5 protein-coding genes, 2 tRNA genes and 1 pseudogene are annotated in these 6,921 nt (G+C 36.8%); 2 read left to right on the top strand and 6 right to left on the bottom strand.

Annotation, left to right across the window (positions count from 1 at the left end):
- Positions 1–191 precede the first annotated feature (191 nt).
- Positions 192–265 (bottom strand) — tRNA-Gln (locus ACFIKU_RS06840).
- A gap of 390 nt (positions 266–655) precedes the next feature.
- On the opposite strand from ACFIKU_RS06840, the gene ACFIKU_RS06835 reads away from it, so the two are divergent.
- Together ACFIKU_RS06835 and ACFIKU_RS06830 are read left to right on the top strand one after the other, a co-directional pair.
- On the top strand, positions 656–919 hold the full coding sequence (locus ACFIKU_RS06835; protein ID WP_375657062.1) for a hypothetical protein: 264 nt from the start codon (positions 656–658) through the stop codon (positions 917–919).
- A 1,612-nt stretch (positions 920–2,531) separates the two neighbouring features.
- Positions 2,532–2,743: pseudogene (locus ACFIKU_RS06830) on the top strand (DNA adenine methylase); the annotation flags it as partial.
- A 139-nt stretch (positions 2,744–2,882) separates the two neighbouring features.
- On the opposite strand, the gene ACFIKU_RS06825 reads toward ACFIKU_RS06830, so the two are convergent.
- The 5 genes from ACFIKU_RS06825 to ACFIKU_RS06805 all read right to left on the bottom strand — a co-directional run bounded on the left by ACFIKU_RS06825 (position 2,883) and on the right by ACFIKU_RS06805 (position 6,729).
- Positions 2,883–2,956 (bottom strand) — tRNA-Gln (locus ACFIKU_RS06825).
- A gap of 64 nt (positions 2,957–3,020) precedes the next feature.
- Entirely contained in the window at positions 3,021–3,779 is a 759-nt protein-coding gene (locus ACFIKU_RS06820; RefSeq protein WP_375642313.1) for an ABC transporter ATP-binding protein, read from the bottom strand.
- Complete coding sequence (locus ACFIKU_RS06815; protein ID WP_375657061.1) at positions 3,776–4,726, bottom strand: iron chelate uptake ABC transporter family permease subunit; 951 nt, start codon at positions 4,724–4,726, stop codon at positions 3,776–3,778. The genes ACFIKU_RS06820 and ACFIKU_RS06815 overlap by 4 nt, the downstream gene beginning before the upstream one ends.
- A complete protein-coding gene (locus ACFIKU_RS06810) occupies positions 4,719–5,675 on the bottom strand; it encodes an ABC transporter permease (RefSeq protein WP_375657060.1) in 957 nt (318 codons plus the stop codon). Before ACFIKU_RS06810 ends, ACFIKU_RS06815 begins: the two co-directional genes overlap by 8 nt.
- Before the next feature lie 103 nt (positions 5,676–5,778).
- Entirely contained in the window at positions 5,779–6,729 is a 951-nt protein-coding gene (locus ACFIKU_RS06805) for a siderophore ABC transporter substrate-binding protein (RefSeq protein WP_375657059.1), read from the bottom strand.
- Positions 6,730–6,921 lie beyond the last annotated feature (192 nt).

Genomic DNA, 6,921 nt, shown 5'->3' with positions numbered 1-6,921 from the left:
TCAAATTGCGACTTTTAGAGGAAGAAAAAAAGATTCATGGAAGAGGTTTTAAATGATCTTTGAAAGACCTTTGAAGACCCTTTGAGAACCTCTTTAAAACTCTTTGAAAAAAATAAATTGCTACAAAACCTAGTGGCAAAATATACAAAACCCGCTGGCAAGCTACACAGGCAAGCTACAAACAGCTACTCTGGCTGGGGAACTTGGATTCGAACCAAGATTGACGGAGTCAGAGTCCGCTGTTCTACCATTAAACTATTCCCCAATAAGCCGATTTTACCATCTCTAGCAGATTCTATAGTGTAGGCAAGCGCAAAAAATCTTTATGATTATCGATAATAAAGAGCGATAGAGATATCATTATAATCCCAGTAGTGGCGGTCTCGATATGTTAGCGTATAGCGATAAGGGAATAAAAACATATAAATAGAGCACACCGCGAACGGAAGCATCACAAACTCTTGTTGGAATATTCCCTAGTATAGGTATATGCCTGTCAGGCAGTCGCTACTGAATTATGGAGAATTTATGAGTAATATCCCCACTTATCCTGTTACCCCAAATCTGCAGTTGGTATACGCATCAAACGTAGAGTATTCTACAGCTTTTTACAAATTCATCTTCAAGAAAGAGCCTGTATTCATCTCGCCACGCTATGTTGCGTTTGCTTCTTCGGGTGACGTACTCTTTGCTCTCTGGTCTGGGGGCGATGCGCCTTGAGGAAAATGTGCCTCGTTTTTCAGAAATCGGCATTATGTTGCCTAAGGGAGAGGACGTAGATAAGCTCTATGCGGAATGGAAAGAGCAAACCACTGTTGAGATAAATGTCTTGAAGAAACCCTATACTGATGTATTTGGACGTACCTTCCTCATCAAAGATCCAGACGGACATATTATTCGTGTTTGTCCACTAGATTAAAAAGCTTGAGATCCGATCTTTAATCGTCTGAATTATAATACCTGAATTATAATAATTGTTTGTTTCCAAAACCTATAAGCTATGCACGCTAGAGGCTTGCTTTCGACGTGTGGCTTATTCGTTCGGTGCTGTTCCATTTATATTCAGCCCCACAACCTGCCTGTTCCCACAGGCAGTCTAATTGGCTTGGGGATCAGTCGGCGTTATTGCATGGCCAGTGATCATTACTTGTAAAATCATATAAGCTATTCTCCATCGCACTTATACTGAGCCTTTTGTTGGAATGGGAGGAATATTCTTTACAAGGAAATTGATATCGTTTGAAGCTAAAAAGACATTGTTCATAAAAACTAATAAAGTCAATACATTAAGTGAAATTATTTTATATGAATCCACTTAAGAATCCATACTTTTATGCATGTTTGAATTGATCATTTTTTATATAAGATTGCCATGGATGTATAGACCATAAAAAGCTAATCATGATGTAAATATTATAACGCATATGTGCATTCAAATGAAATGAAAAGCGGTTATCATTCATAACAGGTCATAAATTTTATGATACGTTTTTATCACAGCACAAATCACATTGTTTAAAATTTCAGTCGTTTGGAATTATCGATAATATAAATTGCATACGTTTAAGAATGGGATGTGTTTTGCTCTTTATTTAAGCAAAACCTTAAAAGGAATAATCGTTTAAGACTATCATAAGCTTATAGATTGAGTTCATAAAGATTGCATAAAAAGATTTAAAGACAAGATCGTTTTTAAAAATGCTTACTAAAAAGTTAGTAAATGATAGGCAGGCATTATATAGATACTATCATCACAATGGTATGTCTTATGAAATTGAAAGCCTTTTAATGATATAACGCAAGCAAGCGAGCAAAAAACGTTTTAAAAGGTACAGTTTAAAAATACGAAACCAAATGAGCTCCTCCCAAATTTGGGGGGCACCTATTGAAAAAAAATGAGGCAGTAAAATTCAAAACCATTGTAAAATCTAAGGCATGGTATTTTACTCAATTTTGAGTCAAAAGCTATAATGTTTAAAGATGGCTCTACTCTAAAGATAATGCCTCCAATTTTGGATTGGTTGATTTTGCCAACTCAAATTTGAGCTGGTTAATTTGCAAAGAAGTTACATTTGAGTGCAAAATGAAAAGATACTTATGAAAGCCTTATTGAGAAGACATTCATTTAAGATGCATTTTCTTTTGATAAGTTTTCATATTTCTAATAGAGCACTTGCAATATAATACGTTTTGTATATATGCATTCATTACTCCATTGTGGATGATTCATTTGAATCTTATAATCAATATCTGAAAGCCGCATCATGTTACTTGGTTCGGCTTTCTTTTATAAATTCTCTCTTTAGATAGGTTTATAGCTATTAGATAAGGCGTCCCCATGCCTGTCGTTTATTTGTTTATATCCATAATCTTGATAATGTTATTGTTGTCATAAACCTTACATTTTGGGGAAACAACACTTACTTTACTTTAACTGTTTAATTTTGCATTGCCGTAGGCTTTATCCCAGATCTTGGCATGATATGAAACCTTGGCATTGCTATAAACAGAGCCAGATGTACGTGTATTACTATGGAAAGGATTTATTTACGAGAGGATTACCAGACGATGTTTGCTCTGCTTGCGCAATTAAAGGGAAGTTTCTTCTCTCTCAATGATGTGCCTCAAATCCGAAAAATCTTTAGCCAATTTAAGATAAAAGGGGTTGGTACATATCTTATACATGTGGTTCAAGGAAACCGCTCCAGCTCAAGAGCTTATCATCTCAAATTGCGATTTTTAGAGGAAGAGAAAAATATGCACTAAAGGGGTTTTAAATAACCATTGAAAGGTTTTTGAATATCCTTTGAAAAAAATAAACTGATGTAAAACCTGCTTTCAAATTATACAAAACCCGATGGCAAGCTAAAATCATTAAATACTGGCTGGGGAACTTGGATTCGAACCAAGATTGACGAAGTCAAAGTCCGCTGTTCTACCATTAAACTATTCCCCAATAAGCCCATTTTACTATCCCTAGCAGATTCTATAGTGCATGCAAGCGCAAAAAATCTTTATGGTTATCGATAATAAAGAGCGATAGGGATGTCATTGATTGTTTTGATTTGAATATCGACATCATAAATGTCTTTAAGAATTTCTGGTTGCATAATTTCTTTGGGAGTTCCACAATAGGCTGCTTTCCCATTTTTCAGTGCAACAATCATATCTGAATAAGATGATGCAAAATTAACATCGTGCATAACAATAAGAATGGTTTTTTTCAGTTCATCAGCTGTGCGGCGTAACTGCTTCATCATAGAAACGGCGTGTTTCATATCCAGATTGTTTAATGGTTCATCTAAGAGAAGATAATCAGTGTCTTGGCAGATAACCATGGCTATAAAAGCACGTTGACGCTGACCGCCAGAAAGCTCATCTAAAAAACGGTCTTTTAAATCTTGTAAGCCCAGATAGCGTAGCGCACTGTCGATAAATTGTTTATCTTCATGTGTATACCAGCCTTTTGAATAAGGATAGCGTCCGAAACTTACTAAATCGTATACGGTTAAACGGAAGGATAAAGGATTATCTTGACGCAGAATTGAGAGCTTTTGAGCCAAAATATCGTGGGGCATTTTATCAATATCAAAGCCGTCGATATGAATTGTACCATTATGGTGTGGCAAAAGACGTCTTATCAGCATTAAAAGAGTTGATTTTCCCGAACCATTCGGCCCAATGAGAGAAATAATCCCTCCCTTGGGAAGATGAAGGCATAAATTATCGATAATCAATCGTGCTCCGTAAGCTTTGGAAAGATGATTGATCTCAATCATTTTAGTTTTCCCTTCATCAGCAACATTAAGAAAACAATTCCCCCACAAAACTCAATGATAAAACTTAAACGTCCTGCCATATGAAAAATTTGTTCTAAAATAAATTGCCCCCCCACCAAACAAATAATAGCCAATAATATTGCAATTGGAAGAACAACACTGTGTTTTGCTTGAGGAGAAAGTTCATAGGAAAGGTTGGCAACCAACAGTCCAAAAAAGGTGACGGGCCCTACTAATGCGGTGGAAATGGAAACGAGAATGGAAACAAAAATAAGGACAGCTGTCGCACTTTTGTGGTAATTAACGCCAAGATTGAGGGCATTTTCACGTCCCAAAGCCAAAATGTCAAGAAGATGACGGGACTGCCATCCAATCAGACTCACAATGAAGACAATGATTGTGGCAAAGCTTATTAATGGTGTATTGAATTTATTAAAATTTGCAAACATAATATCCGTTAAATTCATCATTTGGTCTGGATTTAGTTGCAATTGCATAAACATCCGTAAACTGAAAAAAAAGCCGCCTAAAACAACACCAATTAAAAGCGTTAGGTGAAGTCCTTTTAGGCTTCCTGAAAAGAGCCAGCGAAAAAGGCTTATTGAAAAAAGAATAAGAATGAGGGCTTCAAGAACGAGCTGTCCTTCTTCATTCAAAAAGGGCAAAGAAAGAGAGCCTACAAAATACATTAGGACAGTCTTTATTAAAATATAAAGCTGATCAAATCCCATAATTGAAGGGGTAAGAAGACGGTTACTAACGATTGTTTGAAATAAAACCGTAGAAACGCTTATTGCATAGGCAATAAGAAGCAGAGAGGAAAGTTTTGTAAGACGAAATGTCCATGTATACACATTGATATTCCACGTCATGTAAAGACTAATGACAGTACATGCTATGATGATAAGTGTTGTTAGTACACATATTGTTTTTCTTCTTCTATCCAAGACGCTTTCTCCAGCGTAAAAGCAGTATCATAAAAATAAAACTACCGATTACCCCCATCATAGTGCTGATGGGAATTTCAAGAGAAGGATGAATTATTCGTCCTACAAGATCACAAATCAAGACCAATCCTGCACCGCTGATGGCCACCCAAGGAGCAGTACGGCGCATATTATCGCCCATGAAATTTGACACAAGGTTGGGAATAATGAGTCCAACAAAAGGAATACGGCCAATGGTACAGACAACAACAGCAGTGATTGAGGCGACAATAAAAAGACCAAAAAACATGACAACACGATAATTCAATCCAAGGTTATTGGTTAAATCTTCTCCCAAACTTGCAACCGTAAAGCGATCAGCAGTACAATAGGCCAGAATACAAAGGGGAAGAGATAGCCATAAGAGCTCATATTTTCCTTCAAGAACCATCGCAAAACTGCCAAATAAGTAAGCTTGAAGAGAAGGGAGTAACATTTCATAATCTGCAATGGCATTGGTTAAAGAGCCAATAATATAGCTTAGCATAATCCCTGTAAGGGGTACAATGAGAGCAGATTTTAGAGGAATGCGTCGCAATAAAAACATAAAAAGTAAAGTGCCTGCCATGGCAAAAATTGTCGCAACGACCATTTTTCCTAAAACAGGGATATCGGGCAAAAAAATCATAATAAAAAGAATGCCAAGGGAAGCAGATTCAACGGTTCCGGCGGTTGATGGCTCGACAAAGCGATTGCGTGTCAATAGTTGCATAATCATGCCTGAAAGTGCAAGTGCTGCACCTACTAAAAGGATTGCAATGGTACGAGGAAGACGTGTTTGCCAAAAAATAAGCCACGCATGAGGATCGGCTGCGAATAGGTCAGAAGGTGTGACATCAGAATAACCAACAAAAATGCTGAGGATAGACAGGAAAATTAGAAGTGTTATGGTTATCCAGTAATTCTTCACGTTAAATCATTTTCTAACAAAACCTACAAAAAGCAAAGACTGCTTAATAAACAGCCTCTGCTTTTAAATTTTATTTATATATCAAGCAAGCTCTTTTGTACGCTTATTTGCTCTTTGTAAAGGCTTCATTGATCTGCTTAGCGGTTTCAATGAGTGCCGTTAAACCACCATTTGCACGATACCAGCTCCAAGAGTCCAAATAAATAATTTGGTTTTGTTTGCTCGCTGTTGTGCGGTGAACAAGCTCATTGTTGAGCAATTGTGCTGCGGATTGTCCTTCTCGTCCAATGGCTGCATCACGATCAATCACCAACAACCAATCAGGATTGGTTTCAAGAATGAATTCAGGAGAAATGAGTTGTCCATGTTTTTGCACGGTAAGTTTATCGGTTGCGGGGGCAATTCCAAAAGCGGAGTGAAAAATATCGAAACGTGATTTTGGTCCGAAAGCACTGATTTTTCCACCAGAGGTCATGAGTATGAGACCGGTGCCTTTTCCTTTAGTATTTTTACGGACTTCAGCGAAAGCTTCATCGATTTTTGCAATTTCCTTTTCTGCTTCTTTTTCTTTGCCAAAAATTTTTCCAAGGATAGACACATTTCGTTTAATATCTGCAAGAGAATTTTCGTTTTCTACTGTTAAATCAATTGTTGGGGCTATTTTGGATAAATCTGTATATTTTGCTTGGGTTCTGGAGGAAATAATAATCAAATCGGGTTGAAGAGTGGCAATTTTTTCATAATCTGGCTCAAAAACGGTTCCAATTCTTTCATATTTTGCATCATCAAACTGTTGCAGATAGGAAGGTTTTTTTCCTTCAGGAAGGCCGATAACCGCTTGGATACCAAGGCGATTCATATTATCTAGCGATGCAAGATCAAACACAACAACCTTTTGCGGAGAAGCGGGAACAGAAGTTGTGCCTGAAACATGATCAATCGTTACATTTGTCTGGATACTCGTATTTGCAATACTCGTATGAGTCCATAAAAGTGTTGCAAAGCTGATTGCAACCAGGAAAACAGAAGTCATCCATTTCATATATTTTATCATCGTGATTTTATCCTTTTATCTGATATTACAAGGGTTTGTGCATTTAAAAACCTTAACTTAGGTATTTTTATGTACAAAATGAAGCGTAAATAAATAACACTATGTTGTAAAACTGACTAACGTATGTTACAAATTGTCCACTTACCTCATTTTCACTTAATTCTAGTGCTTTTGCAACATTATTTAGAAAGT

Origin of the sequence: Bartonella sp. CM120XJJH (assembly GCF_042194715.1) — a bacterium.
Classification (GTDB): domain Bacteria; phylum Pseudomonadota; class Alphaproteobacteria; order Rhizobiales; family Rhizobiaceae; genus Bartonella.
Note: the sequence above shows the minus strand (reverse complement) of the source record. Positions and strands in the feature narration are given on the sequence as shown.